We start from the raw sequence: 19901 nt of genomic DNA, 5'->3' as shown, positions 1-19901 counted from the left end.
CTCGTCGGTCCGGTCAGCCATGGTCGCCCCCCATGGCCAGGCGCACGAGGTCGTCCACGTTCATCTCCTTGATCGATGCGGTGTCGTCCGGGCCGGACGGGTGGGGTGCGGGGGGTGCGGCGTCGGCCGCCGGCTCCCCGAGGTTCAGCAGGGCGTCCAACAGGCCGGCGTCCCGCAGTCGTTGCGGGGAGATCGTCGCCAGCAGTCGGCGCACCCGGTCGTCGTCGGGCGGTGTCGGCACGCCGAGGGCGCCGGGCAGCAGTCGTTCGGCCAGCAGGGCCGCGACGGACTCGGAGGTCGGGTGGTCGAACACCAGGGTGGCGGGCAGCCTCAGTCCGGTGGCGCCGGCCAGCCGGTTGCGCAGTTCCACCGAGGTCAGCGAGTCGAAGCCGAGGTCCTTGAAGGCCCGTTGGGGGTCCACCGCGCCGGCACCGGAGTGTTGGAGCACCTCCGCTGCGGTGCCGCTGACCAGGTCCTCCAGGAGGTCGAGCCGTCCGTCCGGGTCCAGCGCGGCCAGCCGGCGGCGCAGTGCGGCGGCGGCCCCGGGGTCGGCCGTCGCGGCGTGGGCACTGCGGCGCACCACGCCCCGCACGAGGCCCCGCATCAGCGCGGGCACGTCCGCGGCGCCGGTGGGGCGTCCGCGGCCGAGGTCGAGGCGGACCGGCACCAGGGCGGCGGCGTCGGTCCGCAGCGCCGCGTCGAACAGTTCGAGCCCTTCGGCGTCGGAGAACGCCGCCACTCCCCCGGTCGTCATCCGCCGCAGTGCGCCGGCTTCGAGGCCGCCCGTCATCTCGCTGCGCCGTTCCCACAGTCCCCAGGCGAGTGCCTGGGCCGGTAGGCCCTGTGCGCGGCGGGCCGCGGCGAGGGCGTCGAGGTAGGTGTTGCCGGCCGCGTAGTTGGCCTGGCCGGCGTTGCCCACGATCCCCGCCGCGGAGGAGAACAGCACGAACGCGGCGAGCGGCAGCTCACGGGTCAGTTCGTGCAGATGGGCGGCTCCGTCGATCTTGGGCCGGAGCACGGTGTCCAGGCGTTGCCGGTCCAGTGCTTCGAGCACGCCGTCGTCGAGCACGCCCGCCGCGTGCACCACGGCGGTCAGCGGGTGTGCGTCCGGCACCGTGGCCAGGAGGTCCGCCAGTGCCGCGCGGTCACCGATGTCGCAGGCGGCGAACCGGGCGGCGGTCCCCAACTCCGCCAGTAGTTCGGCCGCCCCGGGGGCGGCGGCGCCCCGTCGGGAGACGAGCAGCAGGCGGCGCAGGCCGTGCTGGTCGGCGAGGTGGCGGGCCACGAGTGAGCCGAGGATCCCGCCGGCGCCGGTGATCAGCACCGTGCCGTCCGGGTCCAGCGGCGGGGTGACCGGTTCGGCGGGCGCCGGCACCCGGGCCAGCCGCGCGGCCAACAGCTGTCCCTTGCGCACGGCCAGTTGGGGTTCCTCGGCGGCCATGCCGGTGGGCAGCAGTGTCACCAGCTCCGTCGGGTCGGCCGCGTCGACCAGCACGAAGCGGTCCGGGTGTTCCGACTGCGCCGAGCGGATCAGCCCGCGCACCGCGGCGGACGCGAGGTCGTGGACCCCTTCGCCGGGCAGCGCCTCCACCGCACCGTCGGTCACGAACACCAGCCGGGCGTCGGCGTACCGGGCGTCGGCGAGCCACCCCTGGACGAGTTCCAGGGCGGCGGCCGTGGCGGCCCGGGCTCCCTCCGGTCCGTCGTCGGGGTGGCGGCACTCGGCGAGCACCACGTCCGGCGCCGGTGTCCCCGCGTCGAGCGCGGCGGTGAGGGCGGCCAGGTCCGGGTACGTCTCCGGCAGCCGGTCGGAGCTGCCGAGCCCCACCCAGCGTCCGGTGGGGGGCACCAGGGCGCCGGTGGCGAGCGGTGTCCACTCCACCCGGAACAGCGAGTCGTGCGCGGGGGCCACCGGCGCCCGCAGCGAGTCCGGCGGGACGGGGCGGACCACCAGGGCGCCGACGGAGGCGACGGGCCGCCCGTACCCGTCGGCGGCGTCGATGCGCACCTGCCCGCCGGGATCGCGGGCGAGCCGGACGCGCAGTTCCGTCGCGCCCGAGGCGTGCAGGCCGACGGCGGTCCAGGAGAACGGCAGCCGGACGACGTCCGCTGGTTCCGCGGCGTCCTCCTGCGCCACCGGCGCGGCCGGGTCGGTGGCGATCCGCAGGCCGTGCAGGGTGGCGTCGAGCAGCGCGGGGTGGATGCCGAAGGCCGGGGTCGTCGGGTCGTCGCCGGGGAGCTTGACCTCCGTGAAGATCTCGTCGCCGCGCTGCCAGGCCGCGCGGACGCCCCGGAACGACGGGCCGTAGCCGTAACCGGACGCGGCGAACCGCGGGTAGAGGTCCTCGACGGCGACCGGGGTGGCGCCCGGTGGCGGCCAGGTCTCCAGCCCGACGGCCGGGGCGCCGGGGGTCCGGGCGAGGCTGCCGGTGGCGTGCCGGGTCCACCCGGGGTCGAGGGCGCCCTCACGGCGGGCGTGCACGTCCACGGTGCGTCCGCCCCGCTCGTCGGGTGCGCCGACCCGGACCTGTATCCGCACCTCTTCGCTGCCGGGCAGCAACAGCGGTGCTTCCAGGGTCAGTTCCTCCACGAGCGCGCAGCCCGCCTCGTCGGCGGCGCGCAGGGCCAGTTCGACGAAGGCGGCACCGGGCAGCAGGACCGTCCCGGACACCGTGTGATCGGCCAGCCAGGGGTGGGTGCGCACCGAGATGCGTCCACTGAGCAGCAGTTCCCCGGTGTCGGCGACCTCGGTCGCCGCGCTCAGCAGCGGGTGTTCCGTGGCGTCCAGGCCGGCGGCGGTCAGGTCCTGCCCGCCGCCGGGTGCCGGCAGCGCCCAGTGGTGCCGGTGTTGGAACGCGTAGGTGGGCAGTTCGATCCGTCGGGCGCCGGTGCCCTCCAGCAGGCCGGTCCAGTCCACGGGCAGCCCGTTCGCCCAGGCGTCACCGAGGGCGAGCAGCAGGCGTCGCCGGTCGCCCTCGTCACGGCGCAGGGTGCCCAGGGCGGTGGCCTCGTGGCCGGCGTCCTCGACGGTGTCGGTGACGGCGGTCGTCAGCACCGGGTGCGGGCTAATCTCCAGGAACGTGGTGCGGCCCCGGGCCGCCAGGGCGCGGACGGCCGGTTCGAAGGCGACGGTGCGGCGCAGGTTCTCGTACCAGTAGTCGGCGGTCATGGTCGTGGTGTCGAGCCGGTCGCCGGTGACCGTGGAGTACAGCGGCACCGTGGCGGGTCCGGGCTCGATGGGGGCGAGGGCGGCCAGCAGTTCCGCGCGCACCGGCTCCACCCGGGCCGAGTGCGAGGCGTAGTCCACGTCGATGCGGCGGGCCCGGACGCCGTCGCGGTCGCAGTCGTCCGACAGTGCGGCGAGGGCGGTGGGTTCCCCGGCGACGACCACGGCGGACGGCCCGTTGACGGCGGCCACGGACAGCCGTTCCCCGTACGGTGCGAGCAGGGTCTCCACCCGGGTGAGCGGGAGGGCGACGGACATCATGCCGCCGGTGCCGGCGAGGGCGGCGAGGGCCCGGGAGCGCAGGGCGACCACGCGGGCGCCGTCCGCGAGCGACAGGCCGCCCGCGACCACGGCCGCGGCGATCTCCCCCTGCGAGTGGCCGATCACGGCGTCGGGGACGACCCCGTGCGCCCGCCAGAGCTCGGCGAGCGACACCATCACGGCGAACAGCACCGGCTGGACGAGGTCGACCCGGTCCAGCGGTTCCGCGGAGCGCAGCACGTCCAGCAGCGACCAGGACACGTGCGGGGCCAGGGCCGCGGCGCACTCCGCCATCCGGGCCGCGAACTCGGGTGACTCGTCGAGCAGTTCGCGGGTCATGCCGGGCCACTGCGCGCCCTGGCCGGGGAAGACGAACACCGTCCGGCCGTCCGGGTCGGCGGCGGGCACCTCGGCGCCGGCGGCCAGGGCACGCAGCCCGGCGTCCAGGGCGGCGCGGTCACCGACCAGGACCTTGCGGTACGCGAACGGGGTGCGGCCGGCGAGCGAGTACGCGAGGTCGGCGGTGCTCGCTGCGGCAGGGCCGGCCTGTTCCACCTGGGCGGCGAGACGGGCTGCTTGGGCGGCGAGCGCCGTTGGAGTGCGTGCCGACAGGACCCAGGGCAGCGGGCCGTGCTCGTGCGCCGCGCGGGCCGGGGCGGGGTCCGCCGCGGGGGCCTGTTCCAGGATCACATGGACGTTGGTACCGCTGAGGCCGAAGGAGGAGACGCCCGCGCGGCGCTCCCGCCCGGTCTCGGGCCACGGCACCAGGTCACGGACCAGTTCGACGCTGCCGCGCTCCCAGTCGACCTGGCCCGTGGGCCGGTCCACGTGCAGGGTCGGCGGGACCTGGGCGTGCTGGAGCGCGAGCACGGTCTTCAGCACCCCTGCGACACCGGAAGCGGCCTGGGTGTGACCGAGGTTGGACTTCAGCGAGCCGATCAGCAGCGGCCGGTCCGGTGCGCGACCCTGCCCGTAGGTCGCGAGCAGGGCCTGGGCCTCGATCGGGTCGCCGAGGGTGGTTCCGGTGCCGTGCGCCTCGACCGCGTCGACGTCGACGGGCCGCAGCCGGGCATCGGCCAGCGCCGCCCGGATGACGCGCTGTTGCGCGGGCCCGTTCGGGGCGGACAGGCCGTTACTCGCCCCGTCCTGGTTGATCGCCGAGCCGCGCAGCACCGCCAGTACGGGATGCCCGTGGCGGCGGGCGTCGGACAGGCGCTCGGCGACCAGTACGGCGATGCCCTCGCCCATGCCCATGCCGTCCGCGGCGTCAGCGAACGCCTTGCACCGGCCGTCCGGGGCGAGGCCCCGCTGTCGGGAGAAGCTGACGAGCGCACCGGGCGTGGACATGATGGCGACGCCGCCGACCAGGGCGAGCGTGCAGTCACCGGCGCGCAGGGCCTGGGCTGCGGTGTGCAGGGCGACCAGCGAGGACGAGCAGGCGGTGTCCACCGTGATGGCGGGCCCCTCCAGGCCGAGGGTGTAGGCGACCCGACCGGAGACGATGCTGGCGGCGCTGCCGGTGAGCAGGTGGCCGTCGCCGTGCCCGGACCGGGCCACGGCATTGCCGTAGTCGCCGTAGTTCACTCCGACGTAGACGCCGGTGCGGGAGCCGCGCAGGGCCGCCGGGTCCAGTCCGGTGCGTTCCAGGGCCTCCCAGGCGGTCTCCAGCAGCAGTCGTTGCTGCGGGTCCATGGCGACCGCCTCGCGCGGGGAGATGCCGAAGAACTCGGCGTCGAACTCGCCCGCGTCGTGCAGGAAGCCGCCGTGTCGGGTGGTGGACGTGCCGGGGTGGTCCGGATCGGGGTGGTACAGCTCCTCGCCCGGCCACCCCCGGTCGGTGGGCAGTTCGCTGACGGTGTCACCGCCGTCGACGAGCAGCTGCCACAGCTTCGCGGGGGTGTCGATCCCGCCGGGCAGGCGGCAGCCCAGGGCGACGATCGCGACCGGGTCCCGGTCACCCGCGGGGTCGGACGCGGCCGGGGCCGGGGCCTCGGGGTCCTCGGCCGTGGGGTTCTCGGCGAGCAGCTCGGACAGCAGGTGGCCGGCGAGCGCGTGCGCCGTGGGGTAGTCGAAGACCAGCGAGGAGGGCAACCGCAGTCCGGTGGCGGTGGCGAGCCGGTTGCGCAGTTCGACGGCGGTGAGCGAGGCGAAGCCCAGCTCCTGGAACGCCTTCCCGGGGAGCACGTCCCCGGCCGATTCGTGGCCCAGCACCACGGCGGCCTCGGTCCGTACGAGGTCGAGGACCGTACGGGTGCGGTCGGCCGCCGACAGCTGGGCCAGGGTCCGGCGCAGTCCGGCGGCCGCCGGTGAGGCGTCTTCATCGGTGCGGTCACTGCCGCTGCCGCCGAGGGCGCGGGCCGCGGCCGGGACGGTGCTCAGCAGCGGGCTGGGGCGGGACGAGGCGAAGACGGGCGCGAACCGGTCCCAGTCGACGTCGGCGACCGCGATGACCGTTTCGTCGTCGTCGAGGGCCTGTTGGAGGGCGTCGACCGCGGTGGCCGGGTCCATCCGGCGCAGGCCGTGTTCGTCCAGGTTGAACAGGTCGGTGCCGTCGTCGGAGCCGGGGCGGCCGTCCCCGGTGCGCCACACGCCCCAGTCGACGGTGGTGGCGCTGAGGCCGCGCCCCCGGCGGTGCTGGGCCAGTGCGTGCAGGTAGGCGTTGGCGGCGGCGTACGCGCCGTGGTCGCCGCTGCCCCACACCCCGGCGATCGAGGAGACCAGGACGAAGGCGTCCAACTCCCGGTCGAGCAGGGCGTCCAGGTGTTCGGCGCCGGCGGCCTTGGCCGCGGTGACCCCGGCGAACGCGGTCAGCGGGGTGGTCGCCAGCGGCGCCAGGGCGATGTGCGCGGCGGCGTGCACCACCGCGGTGACGGGGGTGCCCCGGCGTTCCAGGTCGGCGAGCAACTGCGCCACGTCCTCGCGGTCGGCGAGGTTGCAGACGGGCAGGCTCAGTCGGGCGCCGTGTGCGGCCAGGTCCGCGGCCAGCTCGTCCGCGCCGGGCGCCTCGGTACCGCGGCGCCCGGGCAGGACGAGGTGGTCGGCGCCGCCCCGGGCGAGCCAGCGGGCGAGGATCGGGCCGACGGCGCCGGTGCCGCCGGTGACGAGGACCGTCCCCCGGGGGCGCCAGGGGCGGGCGGGGGTGCCCGGGGGCCGCGGTGCGTGCACCAGTCGGCGTGCGTACAGCCGGCCGGAGCGCAGGGCGAGTTGGTCCTCGCCGGCGAGGTCGCCCGTGCCGGCGAGCACCGCGCCCAGCAGGTCGCGGTCCCGGTCGTCGGGGTGCGGCGGCAGGTCGACGAGTCCGCCCCAGCGCTGCGGCTGCTCCAGGGCGGCCACCAGGCCGGTGCCCCAGACCATCGCTTGTCGGGGTGCGGCCAGCGGGTCGTCGGGGCCGGTGGTCACCGCCGCGCTGGTCACGCTCCACACGGGGGCGGTGGAGTCGAGGGCGGTGAGCGCCTGGACGAGGGCGACGGTGAGCGCGGTGCCGGCGGGCAGCACCGGGTGGTCGGGGTGGGCGTGTTCGGCGAGGGCCAGCAGCGACAGCACGCCCGTGGGGGCGGGTCCGGCGTCGAGCACGGCGGCCAGCCGGGCGCTGTCGGCGAGTTCGTCGCCGATCACGACCGTGCGCACCTCGGCCCCGAGGTCCGCGAGGGCCCGGACGGTCCAGCGGGCGAGCGCGTGGTCCTGGTGGTCGGCGGGCACCGCGAGCAGCCAACTGCCGGTGAGCGGGCCCGTGACCGGGTCGGTGAGCCGGTGCCAGGCGATGAGGTAGCGCAGGGGGTCGACGGTGTCGGCCGCGCGGCGCCGCCGGCGCCAGGTGTCGAGCGCGGGCAGCACCTCGGCCAGCGGCGAGGCGTCGACGTCGAGCGCATCGGCCAGCGGGGCGGGGTCGCCGCGCTCGACCAGCTCCCAGAACTCGCCGTCTGCGGACGGCGGTTCGCCGCCGGTCCCGGCGTCGGCGGTGGGCTCCAACCAGTAGCGGCGCTCTTGGAAGGGGTACGTCGGCAGCTCCACCGGGGGCGCCCCGTCGAAGGCGGTCTCCCAGGCGACGGGGACGCCACCGGACCAGAGGGCGGCGGCCGAGGCGACGGCCCGGCGCAGGCCGCCCTCGTCGCGGCGCAGGGTGCCGGTGACCACGGCACCGGTGAGGCCGGCGTCCTCGCACACGTCCTGGACGGCCATGGCGAGGACCGGGTGCGGCGACACCTCCACGAACGCGTGGTGCCCGGCCTGCGCCAGGCTCCGGATCGCGTCGTCGAACCGTACGGTGCCCCGGAGGTTGCGGTACCAGTAGTCGGCGTCCATGCCGCTCGTGTCGAGCCAGTCCCCGGTGAGCGTGGAGAACAGCGGGACCCGGGCCGTGGTGGGTGTCAGTCCGGCGAGGTCCTTGAGGATCTCCTCGCGGATCGCCTCGACGTGCGCCGAGTGGGAGGCGTAGTCGACGGGCAGCCGCCGGGCCCGCACGTCCTGTGCGGCGCAGTGCGCCAGCAACTGCGTCAGTGCGTCGGGGTCGCCGGAGACCACGACCGCGGCCGGGCCGTTGACGGCCGCCACCGAGATCCGGCCGGGCCACGCCGCGATCGCCGCCTCGGCCCCGGCGAGCGGCAGGGCCAGCGAGACCATGCCGCCGCGGCCGGCGAGGGCGCCGATGGCCCGGCTGCGCAGCGCCACGACCCGGGCGCCGTCGGCCAGGGACAGGGCGCCCGCGACGACCGCCGCGGCGATCTCGCCCTGGCTGTGGCCCACGACCGCGTCGGGTTCCACGCCCCAGGAACGCCAGAGCGCGGCGAGGGACACCATCGTCGCGAACAGGGCGGGCTGCACGACGTCCACGCGGTCCAGTGACGGCGCGTCCGGTGCGCCCCGCAGCACCTCGGTCAGCGACCAGTCCACCACCGCGGACAGCGCCTGCTCGCACTCGGCGATCGCGGTGGCGAACACCGGTGATTCGGTGAGCAGGTCCCGGGCCATGCCCTCCCACTGGGCGCCCTGGCCGGGGAAGACCATGACGGTCCGACCGGTGTCCGGTTCCGCGGTGCCGGTGATCACCGTCGGGGCGGGGACGCCCCGACCCAGTGTGCCCAGCCCGGCGAGGAGTTCGTCCCGGTCGGCGGCGATCACGACCGCACGGTGTTCGAACGCGGTCCGGGTCGTGGCCAGCGCACGGCCGATGCCGGCCAGGTCCGCTGCGGGGTCCGCGGCGAGTCGGGCGGTGAGCCGCAGCGCCTGTGCGCGGCGCGCGTCCTCGGTGCGCCCGGCGAGCACGTACCCGGCGACCGGCGGTCGGGGCGGTACGGGTGCGGCGTCGACGGGTTCCGCGTCGGGTGCCTGTTCGAGGATCAGATGGGCGTTGGTGCCGCTCATGCCGAAGGCGGAGACGCCGGCGAGTCGGGCGCGGCCGGTCCGGGGCCACGGCCGGTTCTCCGTCAGGAGTTCCACGGCGCCGGCGGACCAGTCGGCGTGCCCGGTCGGCTCGGTGACGTGCAGGGTGCGGGGCAGCACGCCGTGGTGGAGGGCCAGCACCGTCTTGATGACCCCGGCCACGCCGGCCGCCGCCTGCGTGTGCCCGATGTTGGACTTCAGCGAACCCAGCAGCAGCGGCCGGTCCGCGGGGCGTTCCCGGCCGTAGGTCGCGAGCAGGGCGTCCGCCTCGATGGGGTCACCGAGGGTCGTGCCGGTGCCGTGCGCCTCGACGGCGTCCACGTCCGCGGGGCCGACCCCCGCATCGGCGAGGGCCGCCCGGATCAGCCGCTGCTGCGAGGGGCCGTTCGGGGCGGTCAGGCCGTTGCTGGCGCCGTCCTGGTTGAGGGCGGAGCCGCGGATCACGGCCAGCACGGGGTGCCCGTTGCGCCGGGCGTCGGTCAACCGCTCCAGCAGGAGCATGCCGACCCCTTCGCCCCAGCCGGTGCCGTCGGCGCTCGCCGAGAACGCCTTGCAGCGGCCGTCGAAGGACATCGCTCCCTGGCGGCTGAACTCGGAGAAGACCAGGGGCAGCGCCATCACGGTCACCCCGCCGGCCAGGGCGAGCGTGCACTCCCCGGCGCGCAGCGCCCGGGCGGCCAGGTGCAGGGCGACCAGCGAGGACGAACACGCCGTGTCGACGGTGAGGGCCGGGCCCTCCAGACCGAGCGCGTACGACACCCGGCCGGACAGCACGCTCATCGAGTTGCCGGTGGTGACGAAGCCGCGCACCGTGCCCGGCGCGGTGCCGCTGAGCTGCGCGTAGCCCTGGTCGACTGCGGCGGCGTAGACCCCGGTGGCGCTGCCGCGCAGCGCGGCGGGGTCGATGCCGCCCCGTTCGACGGCCTCCCACGCGGTGGTGAGCAGGAGCCGTTGTTGGGGGTCCATCGCGGTCGCCTCGTGCGGCGAGACGGCGAAGAAGCCCGGGTCGAAGTCGGCCGCCCCGTCGAGGAAGGCGCCCTGGCAGGGCACGTTGCCGGCCGAGAGCTGCGCGACGTCCCACCCTCGGTCGCCGGGGACCGGGGTCACCGCGTCGCGGCCCGCCGTCACCAGGTCCCACAGGTGCTCCGGGGTGCGGACCCCGCCCGGGAAGCGGCAGGCCATCGAGACCACGGCGATCGGTTCCTGCGCGGCGGCCCGGGCCTCGGCCAACTGCCGCTTGGTGCGCTGGAGGTCGATCGTGACGCGGTTGAGGTAATCGCGGAGCTTCTGCTCGCTCACCGTGCTCCCCTGCTGTCGTCCCGGACCGTGCGGGTCCGCGGTGCCGTCGTGGACCTCATGAGATGCCCAGTTCCTTGTCGATGAGGTCGAAGAGTTCGTCGTTGGTGGCGGACTCGACGTGCTGGCCGGGCTCCTCGGCCGCGGTCAGCGACTCGACCTTGGCCAGGGCGCGGCGCAGCCGCTGCGCCACTTCCCCGGGCAGGGCCCGGTCCGTCGTGGTGTCGGCCGTCAGGGCGTCGACCAGCGTCTCCATCCGGCTCAGCTCGGTGAGCAGCGGTGCGGTGGCCGGCGGTGGTTCCTCCGCGACGAGGGTGAGGACGTGCCGGGTCAGCGCCTGGGGCGTCGGGTGGTCGAAGATCAGGGCCGCGGGCAGCCGCACCCCGGTGCCGGCGGAGAGCCGGTTGCGCAGTTCGACGCCGGTGAGCGAGTCGAACCCGAGGTCCTTGAACGGCAGGGTGGGGTGGATCGCGCTGCTCGACTCGTGGCCGAGCACCGCTGCCACCTCGCCGCGGACCAGCTCCAGCAGTTCCCGTTCGGCCTCGGCGGGCGGCAGGTGCGCGAGCCGTCCGGCGCGGGCCGGTCCCGCCGCGTCGGCGGCGCTCCGGGCGCGGCGCAGTACGGGCCGGGGTCGGGCCACCAGGCCGCTGAGCAGGGCGGGCACCGGAGCGTTCGGTGCGCCGGCCCCCGTCCGGAGTCGGGCCGCGAGCACGTACGGTTGGGCGCCGTGCCAGGCCGCGTCGAACAGGGCGAGGCCCTCGGCGGCGCTCAGTGCGCCGACTCCGCCCCGGGCCATCCGACGGGCGTCGAGGTCGCTGAGCCCCGCGGTGAGTTCGCTGCGTTCTTCCCACAGGCCCCAGCCGATGGCGACGGCGGGCAGGCCCCGGGAGCGTCGCTCGGTGGCCAGGGCGTCGAGCGCGGCGTTGGCTGCGGCGTAGTTGGCCTGGCCCGCGCCGCCGAGCAGGGCCGCTCCGGAGGAGAACAGGACGAAGGCCGTCAGGTCGAGGCCGGCGGTCAGCTCGTGGAGGTGGAGTGCAGCGTCCACCTTGGGGCGCAGCACCCGCTCCACCTGTTCCGCGGTCATCGACTCCACGACCGCGTCGGCCAGGGACCCGGCGGCGTGCACGACGCCCGTCAGGGGGTGCGCGGCGGGGACGGCGGCCAGCAGTGCTTCGACGGCGGACCGGTCGGCCATGTCGCAGGCGACGACCCGTGCTCGGGCGCCCAGGGCGGCGAGTTCCGCGACCAGTTCCGGCGCCCCGGGGGCGTCGGGCCCGCGGCGGCCGGTCAGCAGCAGGTGGCGCACCCCGTGGGTGGCGGCCAGGTGTCGGGCGACGATCCGGCCCAGGGTGCCGGTGCCGCCGGTGATCAGCACGGTGCCGGCGGGGTCGAGGGGCGCGGGCACCGTGAGGACGTTCTTGCCGATGTGCCGGGCCTTGGCGAGGTGTCGGAACGCCTCCGGGGCCCGGCGCACGTCCCAGCAGGTCAGAGGCAGTGGGGTGAGCACGCCCCGTTCGAACAGGTCCAGCACTTCGGTGAGGAGTTCTCCGAGGCGGGCGGGACCGGCCTCCACCAGGTCGAACGCCCGGTACCGGACGCCGGGCCAGCGGTGGGCGACCTCCGTGGCGTCCCGTACGTCGGTCTTGCCCATCTCGATGAACCGGCCGCCGCGGGGCAGCAGGTCGAGTGAGGCGTCCACGAACTCGCGGGCGAGGCAGTCGAGCACCACGTCGACGCCGCGCCCGTCCGACGCGGCCCGGAACCGGTCGGCGAACTCCAGGGTGCGGGTCGAGGCGAGGTGCGCGTCGTCGATGCCGGCGCGGCGCAACAGGTGCTGCTTCGCGGGGCTCGCGGTGGCGTACACCTCGGCGCCGAGGTGGCGGGCGAGTTGGACCGCGGCCATCCCCACGCCCCCGGTCGCGGCGTGCACCAGCACGGCTTCGCCGCGGCGCAGACCGGCGAGGTCGCGGAGTCCGTAGGCGGCGGTGAGGAACGCGATGGGCACCGCCGCGGCCTGGGCGAACGTCCAGCCCTCGGGAATGCGTGCGAGCGTGGTGCGATCGGCGACGGCGATCGGGCCGAAGGAGCCGCCGAAGACGCCCATCACCCGGTCGCCGGGGGCCAGTCCCCGTACCCCGGGGCCGGTCTCCAGGACGATGCCGGCGCCCTCGCTGCCCACCGTGGGCTGCTCCCGGTCCAGGCCGAGCGAGACCACCACGTCGTGGAAGTTGAGTCCGCTGGCGCGCACCGCGACCCGGACCTCGTGGTCGGCCAGCGGCGCCCGTGCGTCGGGCGCGGGGACCAGGGCCAGCCCGTCCACGGCGGACTCGCCGTCGACGGCGAGCCGCCAGACCTCCGTGTCCGGGACGGTGAGCAGGTCCCGGTCGGCCGCTGCCAGCCGCGGTACGGACAACGTGCCGGCGCGGGCCGCCCATTGGGTCTCCCCCGTGCGGGTGGACGGCAGGGCCGTGACGAGGGCCCGCACGGAAGCGGGGTCCTCGTCGACGTCGGCGAGGACGAACCGCCCGGGGTGCTCGGTCTGCGCGGTGCGCAGCAGGCCCCAGACGCCCGCCTGGGCCCAGTCGGCGCCCCGGTCGCCGGGGCCGGTGCGCACCGCGCCCCGGGTGACCACCACCAGCGTCGCGTCCGCGAAACGCTCGTCCGCGAGCCACTCCTGGACCAGCGTCAGGGCGTCCAGGGTGGCCGAGCGGAAGCGCTGCGCGGGGTCGTCCCCGGTGGCGGTGACCATGGCGAGCACGTACGGGGGGAGGTCGTCGTCGGGTGCTTCGGCCCGGGTGGCCCAGACCGGTGCGGTGGGCAGGGCCGGCCGCAGTGCGTCGCCGAGCAGGGCGATCCCGTCCGCGGTCGGTGCATGGCCGGGCTCGGCCGGCACCCAGTCCAGCCGCAGCAGCCGGTTGCCGGGGGTCGTCGCGGCCAGACCGCCGGGCGGCAGCGGGCGCAGCAGCAGCGAGTCGACGGTGAGCACGGGTCGGCCGGTCAGGTCGCGGGCCTCCAGCGCCAGTTCCTCGGCGCCGGCGGGGGTGATGCGGACCCGCAGGGCGTCGGCACCGGCTGCCTGGGCGGTGATCCCGGACCAGGAGAAGGGCAGCCGCTGGACAGCGTCGCCGCGGGCCGGCAGGAGCGCCGACGCCTGGAGGGCGCCGTCGAGCAGCGCCGGGTGCAGCAGGTAGTCGCCGGCGTCCCGCTGGTCCGGGAGGGCGATCTCGGCGTACAGGTCGTCACCGTGCTGCCAGGCGGCGCGCACCCCGCGGAACGCCGGGCCGTAGTGGTAGCCGGCGGCGGCGAAGCGCTCGTACAGGCCCTCGGTGTCGAGGGGTTCGGCGCCGGGCGGGGGCCAGGTGACGGCGGTGTCGGCCGGTTCCTGCGGGTGCGGTGCGAGGGTGCCGGTGGCGTACTCCGTCCAAACGGCTGCGTCGCCGTCCGGCCGGCCCTGCACCGCCAGGGGGTGACGGCCTTCGGGGTCGGCCGGGCCGATCCGTACCTGGAGTTGCACGGTGTCGGTCCCGGTCAGGGTCAGCGGGGAGTGGAGGGTGAGTTCCTCGACGAGTCCGCAGCCCACCTCGCTGCCGGCCCGGAGCGCCAGTTCCAGGAACGCCGTGCCGGGCAGCAGGGTGACTCCGGTGACGGCGTGGTCTGCGAGCCAGGGAGTGGTGCCCGTCGACAGCCGCCCGGTGAGCAGCAGCTCCCCCGTACCGGCGAGTTCGACGGTCGCGGCGACCAGCGGGTGTCCGGTGCCGTGCAGTCCGGTGGAGGCCAGGTCGGCCGTCCGCAGGGTCGCGTCGAGCCAGTGGCGGGTGCGCTCGAACGGGTAGGTGGGCAGGTCGACGACGGTGGCCCCGGTGCCGGCGTACACGGCGGTCCAGTCCACCTCGACGCCCCCGGTGTGGGCCTCGCCCAGCGAGGTCAGGAAGCGCGCCGGGCCGCCCTCGCCCCGGCGCAGCGACCCGGTGACGACGACGGCCGCGGCCAGGTCCTCGACCGTTTCGCTGATTCCGGCGGTGAGCACCGGGTGCGGGCTGACCTCGATGAACGTGGTGTGTCCCGAGCCGGCGAGGTGGTGCACGGCGGGGGCGAAGGCGACGGTGCCGCGGAGGTTGCGGAACCAGTAGTCGGCATCGAGTTCGGTGCCGGTCAGCCAGGTCGACTCCAGGGTGGAGTACATCGGTACGTCGCCGGTGCGGGGGGTCAGCCCGGACAGCGCCTCGATCAGTTCCGCACGGATCGCGTCCACGTGCGGGGAGTGCGAGGCGTAGTCGACGTCGATCCGGCGGGCCCGTACGCCGTCGGCCTCGCACCGGGCGAGCAGTTCCGCGGCGGCTCCGGGGTCCCCGGCGACGACGGTGGCGCGCGGGCCGTTCAGGGCGGCGACCGAGAGGGCGCCGGGCCAGCGTTCCACCAGGGTGTGCACCTCGGCGGCGGGCAGCGCGACCGACGCCATGGCGCCCTGGCCGGCGATGGCGCGCAACAGACGGCTGCGCAGGGCCACCACCTTCGCCCCGTCGTCGAGCGACAGGGCGCCGGCGACGACGGCCGCGGCGATCTCGCCCTGGGAGTGGCCGAGGACGGCGTCCGGTTCCACTCCGTACGAGCGCCAGGTCGCCGCGAGCGACACCATGACGGCGAACAGCGCGGGCTGTACCCGGTCCACCCGTTCCAGGGCGGCCGGGTCCGCCAGGACCTCCGGCAGCGACCAGTCGCCGTGGCGGGCGAGCGCCTGTGCGCAGGCGGCCATCGACGCGGCGAACACCGAGGTGGTGTCGAGCAGGTCGATCGCCATGCCGGCCCACTGGGTGCCCTGGCCCGGGAAGACGAACACGGTGCGGCCGGCGGTCGCCGCGACGCCCTGCACCGCCGTGGCGGCCGGTTTGCCAGCGGCCAGCGCCTCCAGCGCCTCGGACAGCTGCTCCGGGTCGCCGGTCAGGACGGCACGGTGTGCGTGTCGGACGCGGGTGGTGGCCAGCGAGAGGCCGATGTCCACCGGCCGCAGCGCGGGTCGGGCGGCGAGGTGCGCGGCGAGCCGTTCGGCCTGGGCGCGCAGTGCCTCGGGGGTACGGGCCGACAGCGTCCACGCGGTCGGCAACTCGCCCGGTGTCGCGGGGGTTTCGGCGGGGGCGGCGGGGGCGGGTGCCTGTTCCAGGACGACGTGCGCATTGGTGCCGCTCATGCCGAACGAGGAGACACCGGCCCGGCGCGGCCCCGGGGACTCCCAGTCGCGTGCCTCGGTGAGGAGTTGGACCCGGCCGGAGTCCCAGTCGACCTGGGGGGTGGGTTCGTCCACGTGCAAGGTGCGCGGCATCACTCCGTGCCGCAGCGCCTCCACCATCTTGATCACGCCGCCCACACCGGCGGCGGCCGAGGTGTGCCCGACGTTCGACTTCAACGACCCCAACCACAACGGCCGCTCCGCCGCCCGGCCTTGACCGTACGTCGCCAACAACGCCTGCGCCTCGATCGGATCACCCAACGTCGTCCCGGTGCCGTGGCCCTCCACCACATCGACGTCCGCCGCCGACAGTCCGGCGTCCGCCAACGCCGCCCGGATCACCCGCTGCTGCGCCGGACCGTTCGGCGCCGTCAATCCGTTCGACGCACCGTCCTGGTTCACCGCAGAACCACGCACCACCGCCAGCACCGGATGCCCGTTCGCCAGCGCGTCGGACAGCCGTTCCACCAGCAGCACGCCCGCGCCCTCGCCGAAGCCGGTGCCGTCGGCGGCGCCCGCGAAGGACTTGCAGCGGCCGTCGGACGCCAAGCCCCGTTGGCGGCTGAAGACCACGAACAGCTCCGGGCTGTTCATCACGGTCACGCCGCCGGCCAGGGCGAGGTCGCAGTCACCGGAGCGCAGTGCGCGGACGGCGAGGTGCAGGGCGACCAGCGAGGAGGAGCAGGCGGTGTCCACCGTCACCGCGGGGCCCTCAAGCCCGTACACGTAGGCGAGTCGGCCGGAGACGACGCTGGCCGAGTTCCCCGATCCGAGGAAGCCCTCGACCTCCTCGGGCACGTTGCCGACCAGGCGGACCGCGTAGTCGTGGTGCATGACGCCGGCGAACACGCCGGTGCGGCTGCCGCGCAGGGTGCCCGGGTCGATCCCGGCGCGTTCGAAGACCTCCCAGGAGGTCTCCAGCAGCAGGCGCTGTTGCGGGTCCATGGCGAGCGCCTCGCGCGGGGAGATCCCGAAGAACGCCGCATCGAAGTCGGCGGCGTCGTAGAGGAAGCCGCCCTCCTTCACGTACGAGGTGCCGGGGGTGCCCGCTTCTGGGTCGGGGTCGTAGAGGTCGGTGACGTTCCACCCCCGGTCCTCGGGGAAGGCGCCGATGGCGTCCACGCCGCCGGCGACCACGTCCCACAGCCGCTCGGGCGAGTCGGCGCCGCCGGGGAAGCGGCAGCCCATGGCGACGATCGCGATGGGCTCGTCGGCGCCGGCCGTGGTGCTCGGCGCGGAGGTGCGCACGGGTACGGCGCCGGCGTCGCCGGTCAGTTCGGTGTCGAGGAACGCGGTCAGCGCCTGCGGGCTCGGGTGGTCGAACACGAGGGTCGCGCTCAGCCGCAGTCCGGTGACGGTGGTGAGCCGGTTGCGCAGGTCCACGGCGGCGAGCGAGTCGAAGCCGAGGTCGCGGAAGGCCCGGGTGAGTTCCACCGCATCGGCGGAGGCGTGACCGAGCACCGCGGCGACCTGGGTGCGGACCAGCAGGGAGAGTTCGCGGCGGCGTTCGGCCGCGGGCAGGGCGGCGAGCCGGTCGCCCGGGGTACCGCCCGGGGCGCCGCCGGGCACCGGCTGCGCGGCGGCCCGCCGCAGCGGCGGACGGACCAGGGCGTGCAGGAGACGCGGGACGGGTTCGGTTTCGGCGCGGGACCGCAGGGTCGGCAGGTCCAACCGCAGGGCGACCGGCGCGGGTTCGCTGCCGAGGAGCGCCGCGTCGAAGAGGGCCAGTCCCTGCTGGTCCGTGAGGGCGGGCAGCCCGGAGCGGGCGATCCGCCGGGACTCGTCGGCGTCCAGGTGGCCGGTGAGGGCGCTGCGCTGCTCCCACAGGGTCCAGGCGATCGACAGTCCGGGCAGGCCGCTGGCGCGGCGGTGCCGGGCGAGGGCGTCCAGGAACGCGTTGGCCGCGGCGTAGTTGCCCTGGCCGGGGCCGCCGAAGACGCCTGCGGCGGAGGAGAACAGCACGAACGCGCGCAGGTCGAGACCGGCGGTGAGCTCGTGCAGGTGCAGGGCGCCGTCGACCTTGGGCCGCAGCACGGCGGACAGGCGCTCGGGGGTGAGCGAGGTGAGGACCCCGTCGTCGAGGGCGCCGGCCGCGTGCACCACGGCGGTCAGCGGCCGGTCGGCCGGTATGCCGCTCAGGAGCTCCACCAGCGCCGGCCGGTCGGCGGTGTCGCAGGCGACGACGGTGGTCCGCGCGCCCAGCCGGGCGAGTTCCGCGATCAGCTCGCTCACGCCGGGGGCCTCGGTGCCGCTGCGGCTGGTGAGCAGCAGGTGGCGGGCGCCGGCCTCGGCGAGGTGCCGGGCCACCCGGGAACCGAGCAGTCCGGTGCCGCCGGTGATCAGCACCGTGCCCTCGGGGTCCGGTGCGGCCGGGGCGGGTTGCTCGGTGGCCGTCGGCCGGGCCAGCCGCGGGGCGTGCACCACGCCTGCGCGGACGGCGAGTTGGTCCTCGCCGGTCGTGGTCAGTGCGGTGACGACGGCGTCCAGGTCACCGAGGTCGTCCACGTCGGCCAGGACGAAGCGGCCGGGGTGTTCCGACTGGGCCGAGCGCACCAGGCCCCAGACGGCGGCCCGTGGCAGGTCGGTGACGTCGGCGTCCGGGGTGGTGGCGACGGCGCCGCGGGTGAGGACGAGCAGTCGGGAGTCGGCGAACCGCTCCTGGGTCAGCCACTCCTGGAGCAGGGTCAGGGCCTCGTGCACGGCCCGGTGCGTCGCCCCGGCGGTGCCGGGCAGCGGCTCGTCCAGGCGGGCGACGACCAGGGCGGGTGCGGGTGCCTCGCAGGTCAGCAGCTCCGCGGCGGTCCCGCCGAGCACCAGCGGCTGGGGTCGGGGCGTGCCCGGGTCGGTGGTGCGGACGGGCGACCATGCCAGCCGGAACAGCGCGTCAGGGGAGCCCGTGCCGGGTGTCGGCGCGGCGGCCGGTCGCAACAGCAGCGCGTCCACGGTGGCGACGGGCAGTCCCGAGGCGTCCCACAGGTGGAGCGCCACGGCGTTGTCGCCGGTCGGCGTGATGCGGGCCCGGACCGCGGCGGCCCCGCGGGAGTGCAGGGTGGCGCCGGTCCAGGCGAAGGGCATCCGGCCGGTCTCGTCGCCGGACAGACCGGTGACGTGGAGCACCGCGTCGAACAGGGCCGGGTGCAGTCCGAACAGGTCGGCGTCCGTGCGTTGCCCGGCCGGCAGGGCCGCTTCGGCGTAGTACTCGTCGCCGTCGCGCCAGACGGCGTCCAGCCCCTGGAAGAGCGGTCCGTAGGCGAAGCCGCCCGAGGCGAACCGCTCGTACAGGCCGGTGAGGTCGACCGGTTCGGCGCCGGGCGGCGGCCAGGCGAGGGTGGCGGCGGGCTCGGGGGCGGTCTGCGGCGAGAGGGTGCCGCCGGCGTGCCGGACCCACGGGTCGTCGGGTGCGGCGTCCGCGGAGCGTGCGTGCAGGGTGAGCGGGCGCTGGCCCGTGCGGTCCGGCCCGCCGACGCTGAGCTGCACGTCGACGGCGCCGGTCGCGGGCACCACGAGGGGCGCCTCCAGCGTCAGTTCCTCGACCCGGGGGCAGCCGGTCTGTTCACCGGCGCGGACGGCGAGTTCCAGGAAGGCGGTGCCCGGTACCAGGGCGGAGCCCTGCACCACGTGCTCGGCGAGCCAGGGGTGGGTGCGTACGGAGAGCCGGCCGGTGAGCACCAGGGCGTCGCCGTCGGCGAGCGTGACGATCGCGCCGAGCAGGGGGTGTCCGGCAGCGGTCAGCCCGGCGCCGGTCACGTCGACGGCGTGTTGCGCGCCGTCATCCAGCCAGTAGCGCTGGCGCTGGAAGGGGTACGTGGGCAGGTCGACGTGGCGGGCCGGGAGATGCGCATGGGCGGGCCCCCAGTCGACGTCGGCGCCGTACGCGTAGCGCTCGGCGAGGGCGGTGTGGAAGCGGGTGAGGCCGCCCTCGCCGCGGCGCAAGGTGCCGAGGGCCGGGACCTCGTGTCCGAGGGCGGCGGCGGTCTCCTCGACGGCGACGGTCAGCACCGGGTGCGGACTCATCTCGGCGAAGGCGCAGGGCCCGTCGGCCAGGACGGCGCCCACCGCGCGTTCCAGCTCCACGGTGCTGCGCAGGTTGCGGTACCAGTAGTCGGCGTCGAGCTGCCGGGTGTCCAGGCGTGCGCCGGTCACCGTCGAGTAGAAGGGGACCTCCGTGTCGCGGGGGCTGATCCCGGCGAGCAGGTCCTGCAGTTCCGTGCGGATGCGTTCGACGTGGGCGCAGTGGGAGGCGTAGTCGACGTCGATGCGGCGGGCGCGCACGCCGTTGCGCTCGGCGTGGGCGAGGAAGCCCTCGACGGCCTCCACGTCACCGGCGACGACCGTGGCGGCAGGGCTGTTGACGGCGGCGACGGAGAGCCGTTCGCCCCAAGTCGCGATCTCAGTGCGGACCCGGTCGGCGCCCCACTGCACGGAGGCCATGGCGCCTCGGCCGGCGAGGGCCCGCAGCGCACGACTGCGCAACGCCACCACCCGCGCCCCGTCCTCCAACGACAAACCACCCGC

At 75.9% G+C, this 19901-nt stretch carries 2 protein-coding genes; both read right to left on the bottom strand.

Features of this window, described 5'->3' with window-relative positions; translation table 11 throughout:
- Positions 1-13: 13 nt before the first annotated feature.
- Positions 14-10165 carry a type I polyketide synthase gene (locus ACFWIA_RS01930; protein ID WP_386999410.1) on the bottom strand — a complete coding sequence of 3384 codons (10152 nt, stop codon included), beginning with the start codon at positions 10163-10165 and terminating at the stop codon, positions 14-16.
- A 55-nt stretch (positions 10166-10220) separates the two neighbouring features.
- Positions 10221-19901, bottom strand: a 9681-nt coding sequence (locus ACFWIA_RS01925) for an SDR family NAD(P)-dependent oxidoreductase (protein WP_386999408.1), incomplete at its 5' end; no start/stop codon positions are given.

Source organism: Streptomyces sp. NPDC127068 (assembly GCF_042724695.1).
GTDB lineage: Bacteria > Actinomycetota > Actinomycetes > Streptomycetales > Streptomycetaceae > Streptomyces.
Note: the sequence above shows the minus strand (reverse complement) of the source record. Positions and strands in the feature narration are given on the sequence as shown.